Below are 18,469 nucleotides of genomic sequence, written 5' to 3'. Positions count from 1 at the left end.
CGGCGTCGTGGATCAATCAGGTCGAGCGTTGGTTCGCCGAACTCACCCGCAAGCAAATCCAGCGCGGTGTCCACACTTCCACAGCCCAACTCGAAGCCGATATCCGAAGCTTCATCGATCGGCACAACGCCAATCCAAAGCCTTTCCGATGGACCAAATCCGCCGACGATATCCTCGCCGCCGTCAAACGCTTCTGTCAAAAGACCGAGCAAACATTATGCACCGAACTTTAGATTCAGGTGACTAGGGCCAATCGACATTCAGCCCATGCCGGCCTGCAAATGGCGATTTCCTGCGTTTCGGTACTCACCTACCTGAAGTACGCCGCGCTCCGATGCTCGGAAATCTCCATTTTCGGCTCGACCTGAACTGAATGTCGATCGGCCCTAGATCGGTAGTGGCCCTCAGGGTGCGGCTGCGCGGCCTGGATCGCTCCGCAGCTTCGTCCTTGTTGCATTGGACAGGGCGCCCCGGAACGGACGATCGTACCAACGATCCAAAAGCGGACATAAGATCAGAAGGCCGATGATGCAGGCAGCGCCGACGACCGGTCCCGGCAGGTGCGCCAAGGTCGCTGCCGCTGCGCTCAATTCCAATAGAGGCCTGTGCACAGCGTAGATCGGAAATGATATGATGCCGAGGTATATGAATATCTTTAGAGCGGCGGGCGAAGGCTCTGTTGAAGTTCCCACGATGACAAGCGCCGGGCTTAGAATTAGGATAAAGAGTAGGTCGTAATAATACTCAAAAAAGACTGGCACCATAAAACACGCGATTAAGGCAAGTAAAAGTAACGTTGCCGGAACGCGTCGGACACGAATATTCAATCTATAAATCAAAAGTCCGGCTGAGAATGAAAAGATCGTTCTGGCAATGCCGCCAATGGTATCTGTAGACAGAGCACCCAAGTTGGCGCTTTCGAATCTGAAAACCAGTGCGACGAGCGCGCCTCCCGCCAGGGTGATTATGATAGCGAGAACTCGATTGCTGAGTTTATGAAACAGCATCGCGTAGGCGACATTCACCAGCAACTCATACATCAACGACCAAGACGGTATATTCATGCTGAAGAGATTGTAGCCTCTTTCTTTAATTGGGAACGGCAAGAACAGTAGGGCGGTCGTTATCGCTATACCGAGCTGCATGGTTGTGAAGGCGTAGTGGTTGTGAGTGAGGATTAGCGCCAGTTCACGAACTGTGCCGAGAAGAATGCCGGCAAGATATAGCGGATAGAAGCGGATAATCCGGATTTTGGCAAACTCGCGCCAGCCGAGCCCGCCTGCGATCCGATTATCGTAAGCATGCGCGATCACGAATCCGGAAAGCATGAAGAACAGATCGACGGCCAAATATCCCCTTGGGAAGATCTGGATATGGAAGAGATTGACCGCGTGGTAGAGGACGACGCTAACCGCGGCGACGCCTCGCATTGCATTCAGGGTCTCATAGTTTTTCCGTTCCATGGGTTCCCCAAGAGCTTTCGATTCAGGCAGCGCATGATCGTCGCGCGCCACAGGTCCCGGACGCTTCAGGACTGTATCTCGACGAATGCCGAGACTGGTCCCTGCCCCAGCCTATTCCGTGTTTAGCTGACGATCCGACCGAAGATGCCGTTCCCAGATCGTGACGAGGCTGTCCCGAAACGCCTCGACCGAAAATCGCTTGCCGAATGTATCGATGCCGTTGTCGCAAAGGCGTTGGCGCAAGGCGGGATCGGCCATCAGTCTGGCGATTGCCGCGGTCAGCGCGGCCTGGTCGCCGACCGGGCAAAAGATGACATCATGGCCGTCAGTCAGCACCTCGGGCATCGCCCCGATCGGCGTGGTGATCGCCGGGGTGCCAAGACCAAGCGCTTCGAGCACGACGAGCGGAAGTCCTTCGTCATAGGAGGGCAGCACGAGAAGGTCAGCGCTCGAGACCAAATTGTTCGCGGTTTCCTGGCCAACCCAGCCGCTGAAGCCGATCTTCTCGGCAATGCCGGCGCTATCTGCCACGGCTGTATAATAGGCGATGTCGCCATTGCCGGCAAAGCGGGCGTGCCAGGGGATGTCGCTCGGCGGTAGCTTGGCGAGGGCGTGGATCAGATCCGTCACGCCCTTTCGCTCGATCAGATTGCCGAGGAACAGGATGCGCAGCTCGCCGTGATCGTTGCTGTGGCGTCGCCCGACCGGCGGGTCGATCGGCACGCCGTTGATCAGGACTTCCACGCGCTCGCGGCTGATGCCGATCTCTTCGCACAGCCAGGTCCGCCAGCGTTCCCCGAGCACGATGTTGCAGGTGGCGATCCGGAAGGGGACGAGCGCCAGCCAGCGCCCCAAAGGCGATAGCCGCGCGATATCGCGTTCAAAGGTGACCGCATGGAAATGCAGGAACACCGGCATGAAGACCAGCCTGCAGAACAGCACCAGGGTTCCCTTGCGTGCCGCCGACCCTCGGTCTCCGAAATTCACATGGACGATTGCCGGCGTGAACGTCACGCGTGCCTTGAGGATGATCCAGCAGGCCTTGATGACCAGCAAAGGCGACCACCAGCGACCGCGATGATCCCGCGTGCTGACCGGAACGGCCTTGAAGCCGCGCAGCGCGTCCGGCGGCGCCTGGACCACATAGTCCCGGACGCGGCCCATGCCTCCGCCATTTTCCTCGTGCGGCGCTACAATGAAGGCAATCGTTCGTCTTGAGATAGCTATTGTGCCCCCTGGTTCGACTTCAACACCCGGAAACCGTTTGCGGATCCGGTATTCGACGTGACTTCATCCGGGCCCAGACCCGCCTGAGGAATTCAGGCGGGCGGACCTCAGTTATAACTATCGGCCGCGACCTTGGCCCAGGTCGCGTGGTTCGCTTTCTCTTCCGCCGCCACAGCCATTTTTGCCAAGAGATCGGGCTTGTTGACGAAGGATTCGATGGCCTTGCCTACCGCCTGCGAGTCTCGCTCTTTCACCAATATCCCGGTTACGCCGTCCTCAACCGCTTCGGGAATTCCGCCCGAACGCGTGGCAATGGCCGGCAGGCCGTAGGCTCCGGCCTCCAGAAAGGCGAGGCCGAAACCTTCGAACCGCCCGCCCAGATCCTGATAGCCGGGCAAGCAGAAGAGATCGCCTGCGGACAATCTTTTGCGAACATCATCGTCCGGCAAGGCACCGAAAAAGCAGGTTTTTGCCTTCAGATCCTTGATCGCCGCGCGCAACGCGTCAGCATAGTCAGCTTCCTGAAGAGGGCCGATGATCCACCATTCGATGCGGCTCGACACGGCTTCCGGCAAAGCCGCGAGCGCGTTTGCCACCACCATATGCCCCTTGCGGGGGACAACCCGGCCAAGGGAGACGATGATGAATCTATCGTCGGCTATTCCGAGCGCTGCGCGGGTGGTGCGCTTGTCCAGGCGGCCGGACTTCCAGACTTCACCTACGCCGAGCGGTATGCCGCGAACGCTCGTCGCATCTATGTGTGGGAATGTCCGCAGCAGGAGATCGGCGGTGAACTGGCTGTTCGCTGTCCAGCGCGCCCAGCCGGATCGCCAGAAGCCGATCGCCTTCAGCGCCATGCGGCGGCGCGGCGCGCTCATATAATTGATCTCGGTGCCGTGGACCGTGAGGATCGTCATGGCCTTGCCGCGCGGGGACAGCCGGGCCGGGATGAAGAACGGCCAGTCGACCGCGTGGATGAGATCGAAGGCCTGCTCCTTTAGAAGGCGCCTTGTTTCCTGAATCCGTTTGGGCAGCCCCTTGAAGGAGGCCGGACCGCCGGCGAAGCGCACGACACGAAAATCGAACTCGGCATCGATCGCAGTACAATCCTTGCCATAATCGGGTGCCAGGACCACGACCTCATGCCCCGCAGCAGCCGCCGCCGACGCCATCTCCCGCGCATAAGATCCTATTCCTCCATGGAAGGGCGGAAATTCGCTGGTGAGAAGGGCGATCTTCATGAAGTTCAGTATCCGGGATGATGGCGGGTCATTGATGTGCAGACATCGTCAGGCGCTTCGCTTCAGATCTGGAGGCTGTGCCCCGGACTTGTAGAATTGCTGGAACATGGCGCCGGCGCGAGCAACGTATCTGCGTTGCGCCAGAAAGAGCATCATCAGCACGCATTGCGGTATCAGCAATGATTTCACGCCGATCGAGAGCGACCCGGCCGTCACAAGCATGAAAAAACACGCCATGTAGAATGCAGATCGATCAAGGGCTTGTGAAATCCGAAACAAGAACAACGGCAGGCCCACAATCATCGGCAGGACGGCAATAAACCCATATGTCAAGGTGAGTGCCACCCAACATAGTTCAATCGCGACGCCCGAGTGGAATTTAGCGAACGCATCGCGCTCGAGCACATTTATGCCCCACAACAGATCGTGAGCAGATACCTGCATTAGTATCTCGATCGCTGAGTTGCGCTGCTGAGCACTATTCAGGTCGTTCGTGAAACGATCAAGGGTCGCATCGACGAACGGAAGAGGGAGGAAAACGAGCGTCAGGCCGACCAGGACCAGAATTACCGGCAGTGCCCGCTGTAGCAAAGTCAGATCGGCCTGACCGGCTTCGCGCCGGGCAGCGACCGAACTCAGGAGCAACACGACGGGCGTAAACACGAGTGCGGACCGGCCGCCAAAGGCGAACATTGCAATGCAGTGCAGGATCAGTTCCGGCAATCGGCGGGTGATCGGATTTTGGCCGCGCCGCGCAGAGACAAGGTACACAATGACGAGGCCCGTCAGCAACGAGGCATTCAGCGGGTGGGCGACAAACGCGGTTGAACGAGGATCGCGCGTCGTGTCCATAAAGCCGTGGATCAGTCGATGGCCGACCAGTCTTTCTCCGATGCCGATCAACGAATTGAGCGCCATGAAAATGCGCAACGGCATCTCGAAGGCGCGTAGTTCATCGGTGGAGAGGCACCGCGCGCACAGGTAAATCATGGATGGCGTGAAAAAATTGGTGATGACGGTGGTCAATTCTCCACTTGTAACACCCGCCATCGTAATAAAAATTGCGCGAATTAGGAGAATGAACGCAGCAATATTGAAAAATATGAACGGACCGGATTTTAGCGTTCTTAGAATCTTGCTTGGATACAGAAAAGTAGCGACGCCGGTGGCAGCCACGATCAGATATGTTCCTGGATGCATCCGGGTGAAAATCGAACCGGCATCCGATGAGTATTTCCAGCCGACATTGTCGAGCAGGTCAGCGCCGAACAGGAAAATAGATCCTGCCGCCAGCACGAACAAAAGGTGAAACAGGCGCGTCACTGCGAAAATTTCGCCAGCCGCGAACCATCCGGGCTTGATTTATACCGCATCGCAGCATCCTGTAGCGCACGTGCAGCGGCACCCGCAACCAGCTTGTTCGCATAGGGTGTCCAATGTGGGTCGATCGGCAGCCTGTCCAGCGCGGCATGGTCGCGCGCATAGGCTGTAGCGAAGAGCGGGCCAGCCTCGACCACCGAAAATCCACTCGCTCGCGCCTGGTCGGCGAGGCGATGGCGGGCGAGCCAGTCGCGGGTCGGGCAGAGGCTCTCGGTCGGTCGCTCGCCTTCGAGGCGGCCATGGTCTCCGTCGAATGCGAGGACGATCTTCTCGGGAGGGAGCCGCAAGGCGCGGGGAAGCTCGTTCACCCAGGCGGCGAGCAGCCGCTCATCTTTCGCGGACAGGCGGGCAGGCCGGCACCCGGTCTTGACCGGCTTGGGGAAACCGGACGCGAGCAGCATGGACGGCGAGAATTTGAGGTTGACGCGGATATAGCGAAACAGCCCCGAGCCCCGGAGATGCTCGCCAAGGCCGCCATGAACGCGCGGCGGCGTGAGGTGTATGACGTCCGGCGCGGGGCCCCAGCTGTAAAGGCCGGCGTCTGGCGTATAGCCCTCGACGAAATCCTCGGCGACGATGAGGACGACGGCCCAGCGCGGCCGATAGCGCTGCCCGACCAGCCGGGCCACGCCCAGATAATGTGGCAGGCTCGTCCCGCTGATGCCGAAATTATAGACCTGATCCTGGGGCAGGCCGAGATCGCTGGCGAGGAACGCCTGCAAGCGACCATCGGCGGGGTTGCTCATCCCCTCGATATAGCTGTCTCCGATCACGACGCCGACCGAGGCGCCGTCCTTGTAATCGAAGGGCGAGGAGAAGCCGGCATTGTTGACATGTCCGTGCTGAACATTCGCCAGATTCCAGGCGAAGGACATGGTCGTGTCGGTGTTGGGGACCATGTGTCGCGCGGGCCAGTCGCTGGAGGGCTCAGCCGCCAATACGCCGGCGGGCAGCGGCAGGAGCCGGAGCACGATTTCGGCCGCGAGCAAAGCGAGGAGGATGCCGCCGACCAGGTGGATGATTCGTGTCATGCCCGCTCCCTTTCGCATCAGAAGTTGAAGTAGATGAACGCGGAATTCTCACGCGAGGCGGCGACCAGGGCGAGCCAGCAGACGGCCGCGCTCCAGGCGCCGAGGCCGGCCCAGATCGGCCAGGCGGCGGCCGCTGCGCGGCGCTCGATGAGGGGCTTGAGGCGGTCGAGGATCAGCGTCTGCGAATTGGGCAGCAGCACGACGAAGGCGATGAGGGCCGTAAGCAACAGCCAGGCCTGCTCGCGGCCGGCGAGTTGATCGACCTGGGGTGTCGCGCCAGCCATGGCGTGCAGCATCGCCAGGGCGCCATCGACCGTCGTCGCGCGGAAGAAGACCCAGGCGATGACCACGCCGAGCATGGTGACCGCCCATCCCAGGGCGCGTGCGGGGAGGCCGCTGATCAGCGAGAGACGGAGGCGCTGCGTCAGCCAGCGCCAGAAGTGGTTGATGATGAGGTACGTGCCGTGGAGCGCTCCCCAGATCACGAAGGTCCAGGCGGCGCCGTGCCAGAGGCCGCCAAGGACCATGGTGGCGGCGAGATTGACGTAGCGCCGGACCTGGCCGTGCCGGTTTCCGCCCAGGCCGATATAGAGATAATCGCGCAGGAAGCGGGACAGAGTCATGTGCCAGCGGCGCCAGAATTCGATGATGTTGATCGAGCGATAGGGCGAGGCGAAATTGAAGGGCAGCTGGATGTTGAGCAGCAGCGAGATGCCGACCGCCATGTCCGAATAGCCGGAAAAGTCGAAATAGATCTGCATCGCATAGGCGATCGCGCCCTCCCATGCGTGGAGCGGCCCGACCTGGCCGTGAGCCGCCGCGTTGAAGGCGTGATCGGCTATGCCTGAGACGCTGTCCGCCACCAGCACTTTCTTCGCCATGCCGACGAGCAGGAATGCGGCGCCGAGGGTGAATTTGACGAGATCGGGGCGGTAGGTTCGGGGCTCGGCGAATTGCGGCATCATTTCCGCGTGATGCAGGATCGGGCCCGAGATCAGATGCGGGAAATAGGTGACGAACAGGCCGTAATGGACAAGCCGCGCGTCGCGAACCTTGCCCTTATAGGCATCCGCCAGAAACGCGATCTGAGTGAAGGTGAAGAAGGAGATGCCGATCGGCAGCACCACATTCAGGACCGGAAGATGGACGCTGGCKGCCGCGAGATTGTCGATGAAGAAGTTGTAATATTTGAAGAAAGCCAAGAGGATGAGATTCGCCGCGATCCACAGCGTGGTGATCGCCTTTCCGGTCTTCGAGCAGGCATGGCGCGCGATCCAGATGCCGCCGAAGAAATTGAATAGGATCGAGCCGACCAGCAGGCCGATGAATTCKGGTACCCAGAATCCGTAGAAGACCAGCGACATGGCAAAAAGCCAGCTTGCGGCGAGCGCGGGCCGGGTAAAGCGCGCGATCAGGTAGAAGCCGATGACCGTGACGGGCAGGAAGAGGAACAGGAAAAGGCCCGACGTGAACAGCATTGTCGCTTACCCTACTCGCGATCGGCCGTTGCGAGGCGTCTGCCCCTGCCAGCTGGCTTGTCGAATTGTCAGGTCGCGAGCGATTTCGCAAGTGCAGCATATTCGCCGGCGATGCTGTGCCAGGAGCGGCGCTCGAGCGTCACTTCCCGATATTGGACGGCACGCGACTGCCAGCTTTCGATCGGCTGGGCATAAAAGGCGCGAATCGCGGCGCTGATCTCGTCTGGGCCAGCCGGCGGGGCGATGGTGACGGCGGGCATGCCTTCCGCGATGAGCGTGCCGATTCCGCCGGCGCTCGTCGCGATGATCGGGCGGGCGTTTGAGGCAGCGAGGAGCGCAACGCCGCTTTGCGAGTGGAAGTCGCCATAAGGCATGAGCAAGGCGTCGCTTTCGGCGAACAGCTCTGCGAGCTCGTCATCCTCGACATAGTGCATTCTGAGCGACACCGCGTCGCGATGCTGGGCCGCGAGGTGTGCGCAGGCGGCGGCATAGCCAGCCTCTTCGCGGTGCGCTTCGCCGGCCACGATAAGGCGCACGGGAACGCCCGACCGGCGTGCGGCTGCAGCGCCGGCTATGGCGCCGAGGACGTTCTTGTTCCGGCGGATGGTACCGAACAGCAGCAGCTGGCTGGTGCCGGGGGGCGGGGAGAAGCTCTTCATCACGAAGACGCCGTGCTCGATGACATGGACGGGCGCGGATATGCGCGGGTGCGCCGCGCTGAACTGGGTGCGGGTGGGCTCGCTCAGCACGACGATTGCCGAGGCGGTGCGGAAGAAGAGGGAGTGCGCGCMGCGCTCGAAGACGCGCAGCCGGGCCGGGAGCATCCATGCATGCGGCAGCGGATCATGGGCGATGACGATGAGTTTTGCGCCGGTCAGCCTGAGCAGGAACAGGACCGGGATGGCGATGATCAGCGGATCGGGAATGGTGATGATGAAGACACGCGTCGAGAGCCGCGCGCGCAACAGCGACAGGGCGCTGCCGATCATCCTGCTGATCGAAACGATCGCGCGGCGGGGCTTTGCGCTCCCCGGCCCGAGTTCCCTCGGCGGCCTGAGCCGAATCAGGGCGGCGTGATCTGTCTCCAGAAAGGAGAAATCGGTGCGCGGCGAGACGAATATCACGCTGGCGCCTTGCTCGATCAGGCCCTTGGCGAGCTCCTGCGCGAACAGTCCCGCGCCGGCTGTTCGCCAGGAGCGGGTATAGAGGCACACCTGGCCCGGGAAAATGGCGGTGGAGGCTGCGCCGGAATTGGTCATGATTCGCCGATACCCCCAAAAGCACCTCGCAACGATGACTCGCCGGTAACGATCAGCGGGCGATAGGCCAACTTTGATCGTTCCGCCGATGATGTTTGATTAATCCTTGCTTCCGACCTGTGGCTGCGTCAGCTACCGGAGCGCCATTGAACTGCGACGCGGGGCGGATCGAGCATGACGGATGCCGAAATCGGATTTGAACGCGCGGCGGCGCCAGAGGCGGACGCCGCCGTATCCGAGGTGGCAGGCTCGCCTGGTTCGAGGGGGCGTTCCCGCCGCGCGCGCGAGGATCGCGCCGGGGTGATCCGGCTGTTCATATTCGGCGCCTGTATCTTCCTGCTGACCAGCCCTTTCACCTTCACGCTGATCCATGAAGATCCGAACGTTCGGGTACTTCTGAACATCAGCAACATGCGCCAGTCGGACAATTCGCAGGTGCTGCTTTACCTCGTGCGCGCCGGCGTGCTGGCGATGGCCGGCCTGTTCATGATCCCGAGGATCCGCGCCGTGTTCCGCGGCCTGCCGCAGCTGCTGCCGGTGATTCCATTCACCGTCTGGGCCGCGCTCTCGATTCTCTGGTCGGATGATGCGGCGGTGACATGGCACGGTGTCGCGGCGCTGGTCGCGCTCTGGCTCACCGGATTCCTGATCGCGCAGCAGCTCCGACCCGTCGACCTTGCACGCGCGATCGTGGTCGCTGCCGTGATCATGGCGGTGACGTCGATTGCCTATGCGCTGGTGCTGCCGGCATACGGCATTCACCAGATCACTGACGCAACCCAGAATGTCCATGCCGGCGCCTGGCGCGGGGTGTATCTACACAAGAACTTCCTGGGCCATGTTTCCGCCTTTTTCGCAGCCGGCATTTTCTTCCTTGGGAAGGAGGTCGTGCCGTCGCGCATCCTAAAATGGGGCATTTTCGCGCTGCTGATCTTCACCGCGGCTATGACGACATCGGCCAGTGCCCTCGCCATGGTCGTCATTTCGGTGGCGGCAGTATGGGGGTGCGTCATGGCCAGCCCGAAGACGCGCACCAAGGCGATCATCATCGGCGCGCCCGCGGCACTCGCGCTGTACTGGTCGGTCGCGGCGATTCTCGATGCGCTCGGCCGCGACGATACTTTCTCGGGCCGTACGGTGGTGTGGAGGCTGGCCACCGACAGCTTCTTCAGCCAGCCCTTTAACGGCTTTGGCTATGTCGCGATGACCTACGGCGATTTCTCCTATCAATTGATACGCACGACTGGCCTGTCCGATCCGCACAACGCCTTTTTCGACATTGCGCTCGGCACGGGTTTTGTGGGCCTGGCGCTGTTCCTGCTTATCCTGCCCTTTGCCTGGATCGCCGCGCGGCGGCTCTATCTTGCGGGCGGCGGCGAAGCGCAGGCGGCGCTGGCCCTGTCCGGCATCGCAATCGGGTGGATCATATCCGGCATGACCGAATCGAGCGACCGGCCCTTCACCGCAATGGGCGGACTTGGGCTGTTCGCGTTCATCGCTTTGTTGTCGGTGCCGCGTGCGCGCCGTCAGGTTCGACGTTCGAGAGGCCTGAGGCCGAAAATGGCTGAGCCCGTTCAGGCGCGGGCATAGCGCCCCAGATATGCCGCGAACCTGCCGGTGCGATCGCCGATGATGACCTCGGCCTCATGCGCGCGCAGCGGCCTCACGAGAAAGACCAGTAGCAGGAAGGCGGATCCCGCCACGATTCCGACCCCAATGATATTGACCGGCGTGGGGCTGAGCTGGCGCGATATCCACACACCGGCCCCCGCGCAGAATGTCGCCAGCAGCGACACGGTTACGGCGATGCGGAGGTCGATCACCTTGCGTATGCCTCGCCGCCTGAGGGCTGCGTACATCAGCCACAGGCGCGACAGCGAATCGGCGACCGGGCAAAGCAGGAGTATGATGAGCCCGAAGCGCGGCGCGAGCAGCAAGGCGGCGGCGAGCCAGACCAGGCTGAGCGTGAGCGTGCGAAACAGCGCCGAGGCGGCGTTCAGCGCTACCGCGACGATCTCGAAGGCGCGATAGGCAGAACTGGTCAGCAGATAGCCGAGCAACCAGGGCAGGGCCGTTGCCGCTGCGGCGTACCGCCCGCCGGTCATCACCGCGATGATTGCCTGTCCAGAGACTATGGTACCGACAATCGCTGCGCCAATTGCGATCATGTCGGCCTTGGTCACTAGGGAAAGCACCGCTTCCAGGCGCGATTGGTCACCCGATCTGGCATAGTGCCGCATGACCGCCGGCTCGACGAATGGAAACAGCAGCATGCCCGGCGTGTAGCGCTGGAAGCTCATTGCCAGTGTCTGGGTGAACGAAAAGCCGGCGAATGCCAGCGTCTCGAGAACACGGCCGGCGATAAGTCGCACGATGGCCGGGCTTGAGGCGAACCAAGCCAGGGCGCTCGCATAGCCGCTCGTCCCGGTCGCCAGGAATTCGCGACGGTTCAGCCGCTGCACGGTATCTCCTTTGGGCAGGTGTCTCAGCGCGCGAAGGATCTGGGCGATCAAATATGCAGAGGCGACGAAGGCGGTCAGCGTGGCAATGGCCAATATGTTGGTAGCGCCTGTCGCTACCCCAGCGACCGCGGCTGCTGCGACCAGGATCAGCCGGAGCGACGCTTCTCCAATCAGTGCGGCACGCGAAGCGCGTTGCAGGCCAAGCGACTGGGCGACCGCGTCGGCATCGACCTGCACCAGGCTGATGAGGATATAGAGCGACGCCGTCAGCAGAAATCGCGGATCGACTTTTTCTGCCAGGCCGAACCAGGTGGCGATCCAGTAGGCGATCACGATGGCGATCGCGCTTCCGATAACGCGGAAGGAGAGGATAGAGACGACCAGGCGCCGCACCGCCGAAGGCCAGAGACCGGTTCCGGCCTGACCGACATATTTGGGAATCAGCCTGGGTATGCCGAAAGATATGACCGTCTGCATGAGGGTTGCCCATGCGAAGACGAGCGCGAAGCGCGCATATTCGGGGATCGGGAGGAGACGCACGACGAGGATCTGGAAACCCAGCAGGACGACAAGCGAGGTCAGCCGTCCGCTGAGGAATACCGCCGCACTGTTCCGCATTGCCCGCTCGCCACCGCCATGAGAGCCCTGTCGTTGGGGCACGGCCCATCAAGTTACAACCCTCATGGGCAAGGCATGCGACGTAACCGATTGACCGCTTATTCGACCCTAGTCATTTACTTGATCCCCATCCCGCGCTGGTAGTTCGCAATCCATAATGTCGATCCATTCGGAACATGCCAGGTTTTCGCGCTTCGTGACCATGTCGAGTTCACGGATCAACAGCGCGTCGCCCTGGCTGGCATTGTTGCAAATCGCTTTCGCTCTGTTGCTCGGACTGGCGATGGTAGGGCCCGCCATGACTGGCGGGAGCGATCTGGGGGATGCGGCGGGCAGTGCCTTTCGGCAGACATTGTATCTCGTCGTCGGGCTGCTGATCCTGATTGGGATCAGGCCGCTGATGCAACCGTCTCGCATGGTTGTCGTCCCTTGGCCGATCGTGCTGCTGTTGGCCTATTGCGCCGTTACATTGCTCTGGTCGATTGCCCCCGGCGGTGGGCTTCGGCGGTTGATTCTGACATCGCTCATCATCTGGTCTATTTTCGCCGCCGCGTCGGAGCTCGGCTATTCGCGCACGCTCGGCGCTCTCCGCCTGGTGCTCGCACTCGCGGTTTTCGGCAACATCGCGACGGCCCTGTTGTTGCCCGGAATCGGGATTCACCAGGCCAATGACGTTCTCGACAAGAACCTGATTGGCGATTGGTGCGGATTCATGATGCAGAAGAACATCACCGCCGCCGCGACAGCCTTTGCAATCCTTGCCTTCCTGTTTGGTGGGGGGCGGTTGTCGCCGATCCTTCGGTACGGCGTACTCGCGGCGGCGACGTTTCTGCTGTTCAAAACGGGTTCGCGAACGTCGATGGGCGCGTGCGTGGGAACCGCCTTCATTGGCTTCCTGTTTCTCGCCTACCGCGCCCGTTTTCGTATGACATTGCTCGTGACGTCCGTCCTGACGCTGTTTGCGGTGCGCGCGGTGTTCGGCGCCATACAGGTCAACAAGATATTATACCCCAGCGACCCCAAATTGCTCTCCGGGAGGTCGGACATCTGGGTGCCGCTGCTCGATTTCGCGCGGGACAGTCATTATCTTGGAGCGGGCTTCGGCTCATTTTGGGACGTCGGGGCGGGCAGCCCCATCTTTCGATACGCCAAGGGCTGGGTCGTAACGCTGGGGCAGGGCCATAATGGTTATCTCGATCTGCTGGTCACGATCGGCCTGCCTGGCCTGCTGCTCGCAATCATTGTGCTGTTCGCGTTGCCGATGATGCGATTGCTCTCGAGCCGGGCGGCCGAAGGGCAGCGCGGCGCGCTGGTCATTGCGATGATTGCCTTTTGCGTCACCCAAAACGCCACTGAGACATCGCTGCTCGATCGGGACACGATCGGCGAGATCATGTTGATGACTGCCCTCGCACTGCTCACCCTGATTACGCGCGATGCTGGCCCGAATTGGTTGCGCCCCTATCGGAGGCCGGCCTTTGTGGGATTTGCTGCACACGCACATCGTCCGGCCGCACCGCTGCGGAACATGCGTGCGGCGTAGCGCACGCGAATCGGGTTGCCTTCGGGGTTGCGAGATTGTGCAGTGCAGCTATGGCAAGATGGCCGCTACGGAAGGTAGACCATGTTGAGTTCTGATGATCCGCGGCATCGCAATGAAATCTGCAATACCGCCTCTATTTCCGCTTATTTCTCGGACTACGCCGATAGGCTCCGCCATGCACTTGGAACCGTCGACATGGCGATGCTTGAGCTTGCCCGCGCATCCATTGAGGAATCGGCCGCGCGAGGCGCGCGCATCCATGCGATCGGCAATGGCGGATCTGCGGCGATTGCCGATCATTTATGCTGTGACCTCGTCAAGGGTACGCATGTCGATGGCCATCCGACGATTGAGGTAGGATCGCTCACCTCGAACGTCGCGCTCTACTCGGCGATCGCCAACGATTTCGGGTTCGACGAAGTCTTCTCCCGACAGATCGGGTTTTTGGCCAAGGCCGGTGACGTGCTGCTGGCGATTTCATCGTCGGGCAACAGTCCCAATATCCTTGCGGGTGTTGCGGCGGCGGCGGCGAGAGGCGTCACAACGATCGGACTGAGCGGCTTTTCCGGCGGCAAGCTCAGGCACATTGTCGACATCTCCCTTCATGTGGATGCCTCGAATTACGGGATCGTCGAAGACGCACATCAGTCGATCATGCATATCCTGGCGCAGTTTATCGCGTGCCGACGCGACGGAGCCTAGCCGATGCCTGTTAGCGATGCGATTTCCATCCTCGTTACCGGTGGCGCCGGATTTATCGGCTGCCATGTCTGTGAACAACTTGTCACGCGCGGACACCGGGTTCTCGCCGTGGACAATCTGGTCTTGGGGCGCCGCGAACACCTGGCCGGGCTTACGGCGAACGATCGTTTCGGTTTCATCGAAATGGATGTGACCGATCGTGCCGCTCTGGACACTTTGTTCGAGCGGGAAGGGTTCAATGCCGTCTTCCATCTCGCGGCGAATTCGGACATCGCGCGCAGCCATGCCGATCCCGGCGTCGACTATAGCGCAACCCTGGATACCAGCTTTTCTGTGCTTGAAGCGATGCGACGCCACCAGGTGCGTCAGATCGTCTTTGCCTCGACCTCTGCCGTTTACGGCGATGCGGTCGGCGCCCTCGGCGAAAGCCATGGGCCGTTACTGCCGATATCGCATTATGGGGCCGCCAAGCTTGCATCCGAGGCGTTCATCTCGTCCTACGCGGCCAATTACGGCATCCGCGCCTGGATACCCCGCTTTCCCAATGTCGTGGGCGACCGGCTGACGCACGGTGCGATCTACGATTTCGTTGGCAAGCTGCGGCGAACACCGGAGCGCCTCGACGTGCTTGGCGACGGTACGCAGATCAAGCCGTATCTGCACGTCGACGATCTGGTCGATGCGATCCTTCTCGGTTGGGAACGCATGACCGCCGAGGTCAACCTGTTCAACATCGCCGGCTCGACGCGGTGCAGCGTCAAGCGGATGGCGGAGATTGTCGTCGAGGCATGGGGCCGGCCGGCCGAGATCGTCTATGGCGGCGGTGACCGCGGGTGGATCGGCGACGTTCCCTCGGTCGAATATGACACCAGCGTGATGCGCGAGCTCGGTTGGTCGCCGCGGCTCGATTCCGAGGGAGCTGTCCGTGCGGCGGCGCGCTGGGCGATCGAGGCGACTTCGTGAAAATTGCCATCCTTGCGGGCGGCAAGGGAACCAGGCTCGGCCTGGTTGACCGGCCAAAATCCATGGTGATGGTTGGCGGCACGCCGTTGCTCGAGCGGCTGATCGAGACCGCCCGGCAGGCCGGCCTGACCGATATCATACTGCTGACCGGCTATATGGCCGAAGTGATTGAAGAGCATTTCGGCGATGGCGAGAGATTCGGTGTCCGCATCGCCCATGTCCGTGAACATACGCCGCTGGGCACGGCAGGTGCGGTTCGCGCGGCGCGAGCGCTGTTCGACGCACCCTTCCTGCTCCTGTACGGCGACACGCTGCTTGATGTCGATCTTGGCCGGATGGCTGCTTTCCACGCGAAATCAGGCGCGCTCGCGACGGTCTTCGTTCATCCCAATGATCATCCGCAAGACAGCGACCTTGTAGAGGCCGACGAGAGCGGGCGGATCGTCAGACTGTTCACCAAGCCGCACGCCGACGGCGCATTGCTGCCCAATCTCGTCAGTGCGGCGCTCTATGTGCTCGACCCTGCCGCGATCGATTACGTCTCTGATGGTGGCGCAAGCGACTGGGCACATGACATTTTTCCAGCGATGCTCGACGCCGGAGAGATGCTGTGCGCCTATCGCAGCGTCGAATATATAAAGGACATGGGTACGCCCGATCGGGTGGTACGCGGTGAGACCGATCTTGCATCGGGTCGGGTCGCGCGACTGAGCTTGCGAGAGGCAAAGCCGGCGATCTTTCTTGACAGGGATGGTGTGCTCAATGTCGAAATCAACGGCGTGCATGATGCTGCGTCCCTGGCGCTGACGGATGAGGCGGCAGCCGCGGTGCGGGCCGTCAATCTGGCTGGGGTGCCGGCAATCTGCATTACCAATCAGCCCGATATCGCCAAGGGCCTGATGAGCTTCGACGATCTTCGTGCGGTCAGTGCGGCGCTCGATACCGGACTGGCACGCGGTCAGGCCTATCTCGACGATATGTTCTTTTGCCCTCATCACCCCGAGCTCGGCTGGCCCGGTGAAGTGCCCGCCCTGAAGATCCCTTGCGAGTGTCGCAAGCCAGCCGCGGGAATGCTGAAGGCCGCGGCCGAGCGGCACCGGATCGATCTTGGCCGCTCATGGCTGATCGGCGATCGGCTGAGCGACGTCGCCGCCGCACAAGCCGCGGGTAGTCGCGGAATTCTGCTTGGCGAAGAAGGACTCGCCCCCGATCAGCACCTCTATCCCACTATCGTGCCGGACCATGTCGCGGCTGGCCTGATGGACGCGGTCACTCATGCTTTGTCAGAACTCTCATGATCATTTCCCGAACACCGTTGCGCATCAGCTTTTGCGGCGGGGGCACTGATCTGCCCAGCTTCTACCGCGAACATGGCGGTGCGGTGCTCAGCATGTCGATCGCGCGTTACGTGTACCTCTCAATGCACGACTATTTTGGCGGCGAGAGCTATATTCTCAAATATTCCCAGCTGGAGACCCCGGATACGGTGGACATGATCCAGCATCGGATCATCCGCGAGGTTTTCCGGTCCAAAGGCATATCGGGCGTGGATTTCAATTCAAGCGCTGATGTGCCGGCCGGGACCGGCCTCGGTTCATCGAGCGCCTTCACGGTCGGGCTCCTCAATCTCTGCTATGCCTATCAGGGCAGCTATGTGAGCCGTTCCGCGCTCGCCGCTGAAGCCTGTGATGTCGAGATCAACCGCCTGGGCGAACCGATCGGCAAGCAGGATCAATATGGCTGCTCGATCGGCGGCATGAAATTGATCCGCTTTCATCCCGACGAAGGCGTTACCTACGAAGTCGTGCCACTGACGCTCGACATGCGACACCGGCTCGAGAGCAATCTGGTGATGCTCTATATGGGGGGATCGCGTTCAGCGAGCGAAATCCTCGCGACACAGGCGAAGGTGATAGCGCAGGGCGGTGCGGCGATCGACGACTTGCGCGCCATGGCTGCGCAGGCCGAAGGTCTGCGCGGCGACATCATCCATGATATCGACGCGGTCGGGCACTATCTTCACGAGGGATGGATGCGCAAAAGGCGCATCGCCAGCGGCATCAGCAACGCGATGATCGACGATGCCTATCAGAAGGCGCTTGATGCCGGTGCGATCGGCGGCAAGCTGCTTGGCGCCGGCGGCTCGGGATTCCTGCTCATCTATGCCGTTGGCGAAGCGCGCGATGCGGTGATCGCAGCGCTGCCGCAGTATCCCGCTTATAGTGTCCGCCTCGACGAGATCGGCACAGCGATTATCTACTCGGACGAATCCTCAAGCCTCGATCGACAGCGCATCGTCGAATAAAGCCGGCGGCATTACCGACAGGTCGCTGGTCGATTTGACGGTGCGTTGCCGGGCCAGGACATAGAGGACCGGCGAATAGCTCCGGAGGAACGGGATTCGCGCTAGCGCACGGTAGAGCGGGCGAAACATGAATTTGTCCGACGTGGGGGAAGGCATGTAGCCCGCGCGCACCACATCCATGCCCAGATAGGCGATGAACGCCTTCAGTTGAGACATGGTATATTCGTGCTTGTGCCGGCCGGTATGATCGGCCCTATAGCGATAATAGATATTCCGCTGGAATATCAATTTGATGATGTTGCCGATCGCTGACACATTAGGGACCGTGATGCAGAGATAGCCATCGGACTTCAGGACTCGGCGCACCTCCCGCGCGAACGAGACCGGAAAATGGTCGAAATGCTCGAGAATCTCGCACGCGGTGACGACATCGACGCTGTCATCGGCAAAGGGAAACCCGTCCGCCTCCATGTTCGCGTGGCTGAGCTCGATCGGTCCGGCGTCCGAGTAGATCTCGGCGCTGTCCTTCAGCGGGTGATCGTCGTTCGCGAAGAAGACGCCGTGCGCGCGGGCTGCGCCCGCCTTTTTGCACCGATACAGCAGATAAAAGGGGGAAGCGCCGACATCGATGACGGTCTTGCCCGCAACCAGCGGACGGATCACTTCGAATGTCCGATCCATCCGATCGAGCGCCTTGGCGAAATAGCTTCCGCGGGCATGATAGGGGGTGGGGGACTGTAACGCAGTGTCGTAGAACAGCGCGAATTCGCTCATTTTCGTTCCCATGCGCGAAGAAT

General features: G+C 61.2%; 15 protein-coding genes and 1 pseudogene. 7 read left to right on the top strand and 9 right to left on the bottom strand.

All coding sequences use genetic code 11. The features are described from left to right. Window positions 1-233, top strand: a pseudogene (locus AC1DVS_RS22800) (IS630 family transposase); the annotation flags it as partial. Between the two features lie 171 nt (window positions 234-404). Here AC1DVS_RS22800 and AC1DVS_RS22795 read toward each other — a convergent pair. The 7 genes from AC1DVS_RS22795 to AC1DVS_RS22765 form a co-directional block, all read right to left on the bottom strand. Continuing rightward, window positions 405-1,514, bottom strand: a complete 1,110-nt coding sequence (locus AC1DVS_RS22795; protein WP_478026645.1) for an acyltransferase family protein — start codon at window positions 1,512-1,514, stop codon at window positions 405-407. A 60-nt stretch (window positions 1,515-1,574) separates the two neighbouring features. After that, the gene (locus AC1DVS_RS22790; protein ID WP_478026643.1) at window positions 1,575-2,627 is read right to left on the bottom strand and encodes a glycosyltransferase family 4 protein; all 1,053 of its coding nucleotides are present in this window, start codon (window positions 2,625-2,627) and stop codon (window positions 1,575-1,577) included. Between the two features lie 170 nt (window positions 2,628-2,797). After that, a complete protein-coding gene (locus AC1DVS_RS22785) occupies window positions 2,798-3,931 on the bottom strand; it encodes a glycosyltransferase family 4 protein (protein ID WP_478026642.1) in 1,134 nt (377 codons plus the stop codon). A gap of 48 nt (window positions 3,932-3,979) precedes the next feature. Continuing rightward, window positions 3,980-5,254: a VpsF family polysaccharide biosynthesis protein gene (locus tag AC1DVS_RS22780; protein ID WP_478026640.1), complete on the bottom strand. Its 1,275-nt coding sequence runs from the start codon at window positions 5,252-5,254 to the stop codon at window positions 3,980-3,982. Then, window positions 5,251-6,342, bottom strand: a complete 1,092-nt coding sequence (locus tag AC1DVS_RS22775) for an SGNH/GDSL hydrolase family protein (RefSeq protein WP_478026638.1) — start codon at window positions 6,340-6,342, stop codon at window positions 5,251-5,253. The genes AC1DVS_RS22780 and AC1DVS_RS22775 overlap by 4 nt, the downstream gene beginning before the upstream one ends. Window positions 6,343-6,359: 17 nt before the next feature. Continuing rightward, window positions 6,360-7,820: an MBOAT family O-acyltransferase gene (locus tag AC1DVS_RS22770; protein ID WP_478026636.1), complete on the bottom strand. Its 1,461-nt coding sequence runs from the start codon at window positions 7,818-7,820 to the stop codon at window positions 6,360-6,362. 68 nt (window positions 7,821-7,888) lie between these two features. After that, window positions 7,889-9,079 (bottom strand): glycosyltransferase family 4 protein, encoded by a 1,191-nt coding sequence (locus AC1DVS_RS22765; RefSeq protein WP_478026634.1) that lies wholly within the window; start codon window positions 9,077-9,079, stop codon window positions 7,889-7,891. Window positions 9,080-9,253: 174 nt separating this feature from the next. On the opposite strand from AC1DVS_RS22765, the gene AC1DVS_RS22760 reads away from it, so the two are divergent. Next, on the top strand, window positions 9,254-10,669 hold the full coding sequence (locus AC1DVS_RS22760) for an O-antigen ligase family protein (RefSeq protein WP_478026632.1): 1,416 nt from the start codon (window positions 9,254-9,256) through the stop codon (window positions 10,667-10,669). Here the strand turns inward: AC1DVS_RS22760 and AC1DVS_RS22755 are convergent. Beyond that, on the bottom strand, window positions 10,654-12,159 hold the full coding sequence (locus AC1DVS_RS22755) for an MATE family efflux transporter (protein WP_478026630.1): 1,506 nt from the start codon (window positions 12,157-12,159) through the stop codon (window positions 10,654-10,656). The two genes, AC1DVS_RS22760 and AC1DVS_RS22755, sit on opposite strands and share 16 nt — an antisense overlap. A gap of 157 nt (window positions 12,160-12,316) precedes the next feature. On the opposite strand from AC1DVS_RS22755, the gene AC1DVS_RS22750 reads away from it, so the two are divergent. The 5 genes from AC1DVS_RS22750 to AC1DVS_RS22730 all read left to right on the top strand — a co-directional run bounded on the left by AC1DVS_RS22750 (window position 12,317) and on the right by AC1DVS_RS22730 (window position 17,672). Continuing rightward, window positions 12,317-13,702 carry an O-antigen ligase family protein gene (locus AC1DVS_RS22750; protein WP_478026628.1) on the top strand — a complete coding sequence of 462 codons (1,386 nt, stop codon included), beginning with the start codon at window positions 12,317-12,319 and terminating at the stop codon, window positions 13,700-13,702. Window positions 13,703-13,783: 81 nt separating this feature from the next. Next, window positions 13,784-14,404, top strand: coding sequence for an SIS domain-containing protein (locus AC1DVS_RS22745; protein ID WP_478026626.1), 621 nt, complete (start codon window positions 13,784-13,786; stop codon window positions 14,402-14,404). Between the two features lie 3 nt (window positions 14,405-14,407). Next, window positions 14,408-15,367, top strand: a complete 960-nt coding sequence (locus AC1DVS_RS22740) for an SDR family NAD(P)-dependent oxidoreductase (protein WP_478026624.1) — start codon at window positions 14,408-14,410, stop codon at window positions 15,365-15,367. Beyond that, window positions 15,364-16,665, top strand: a complete 1,302-nt coding sequence (locus AC1DVS_RS22735) for an HAD-IIIA family hydrolase (protein WP_478026623.1) — start codon at window positions 15,364-15,366, stop codon at window positions 16,663-16,665. The genes AC1DVS_RS22740 and AC1DVS_RS22735 overlap by 4 nt, the downstream gene beginning before the upstream one ends. Then, window positions 16,662-17,672 carry a GHMP family kinase ATP-binding protein gene (locus AC1DVS_RS22730; protein WP_478026622.1) on the top strand — a complete coding sequence of 337 codons (1,011 nt, stop codon included), beginning with the start codon at window positions 16,662-16,664 and terminating at the stop codon, window positions 17,670-17,672. The genes AC1DVS_RS22735 and AC1DVS_RS22730 overlap by 4 nt, the downstream gene beginning before the upstream one ends. Here AC1DVS_RS22730 and AC1DVS_RS22725 read toward each other — a convergent pair. After that, window positions 17,640-18,446, bottom strand: a complete 807-nt coding sequence (locus tag AC1DVS_RS22725) for a class I SAM-dependent methyltransferase (RefSeq protein WP_478026620.1) — start codon at window positions 18,444-18,446, stop codon at window positions 17,640-17,642. The two genes, AC1DVS_RS22730 and AC1DVS_RS22725, sit on opposite strands and share 33 nt — an antisense overlap. Between the last annotated feature and the right edge of the window lie 23 nt (window positions 18,447-18,469).

The organism is Sphingomonas sp. P3_C5, from assembly GCF_056402635.1.
This window is presented reverse-complemented; position numbering and strand designations above follow the sequence as displayed.